The sequence below is a fragment of the Marinagarivorans sp. genome (genome assembly GCF_982758155.1).
In genome coordinates this window covers 1-1,190 of the sequence record NZ_CEXWTU010000071.1, presented here as the reverse complement: position 1 = coordinate 1,190, position 1,190 = coordinate 1, and the positions used below count along the sequence as shown (strand labels likewise).

Annotated in this window: 1 protein-coding gene; it reads left to right on the top strand. The window is 47.4% G+C overall.

From position 1 onward, the window contains the following. Positions 1-910 (top strand): LytTR family DNA-binding domain-containing protein (locus AC3A8L_RS09900; protein ID WP_487962087.1); only part of this gene is annotated, 910 nt, incomplete at its 5' end. Positions 911-1,190: the final 280 nt, after the last annotated feature.

The window sequence follows — 1,190 nt, the reverse complement described above, 5'->3', positions numbered from 1 at the left end:
TAGCAAAGCGCCTCAACGGTTTCTGCGTGAGTGGACCGGAAACTTCGTGAAAATGACAAAGGGCGCGACTGTGCAGTCTACGAATCGTGAAATTACAATTAAAAATCAGTGTGTTAGATCGCTTTTTGAGTTGAGGCTCTTGCTCCCTAATTTGCTAACGGTGACCGCGGTAGGTTTGTTGTTAGGCTTTTTGGCGCCCTTTGGGTCTGGTAATGCTGCACCATTACGAGTGTATGGGTATTGGTTAACCGTGTGTTTGGTTGGTTATTGGGTTTACGCACCGCTGGTGCTTGCCAGTGATCAATTTACCTTGCGCTATTTAAAGCATCTCTGGCTGCGTGTTGCTTTGGGCGCGCTGATGGCAAGTGTGGTCATGGCGGCATTAGTCCCGCTGCTAACGTCAGGCTTTTTCTCTACAACGCTCTTTTGGCCCAATCATTTTTTTAATGCATTACCGCAGACCATTGTTATTGGCGGTGTTATTACCCTTATTACTTTTGCGCGCGAACAATTGCAAAGCCAAAAATTACGCCTGCAAGAGTCTGCGCAGCTTATCGCTAGCCACACGCAAATCATGCAGCACAATGAGAGTACGGGGGCTGAGCAAATACTGCGTAATCTACCCCACCAAAAACGGGGCAAGTTACTTGCCTTAGAAACAGATGACCATTATTTGAAGGTGTATACCGATAAGGGCGATCATCTTGTTTTGATGCGCTTGAAAGATGCGCTACTGATACTCAAAGATTACCCTGGCGTACAAATCCACCGTTCTTGGTGGGTTGCCGAACAAGCTGTGACAGGGGTGAAAAAGGTAAACAGAAAAACCCTATTAGTGCTCAGCAATAATAAAGAAGCCCCAGTCTCTAGAACCTACGCAGAGCAGGTTAAAGAAAGGGGCTGGATTTAAGGGGCGAGGCAATAATAGTTTGTCCAAATTAGACGCAGGGTCCTGCTTTCTCAGCAAGGCGCTCGAAGAGGCGCATGCCTGGGCCTGTAACGCTTCGAGCAAAGGTCACTAACGGGACACACACTCTAAATTCTGGACAAAAAACGATCATCCGCTAGGCTTAAGGTATTGCCCCCTGCCGCTAGGTGATTACCATGACCAAGGCTCGCAAAGTCCAGGTTTCGCTAGATACCACGCCCTATTATCACTGTGTCAGTAGATGTGTCAGAAAAACATTCTT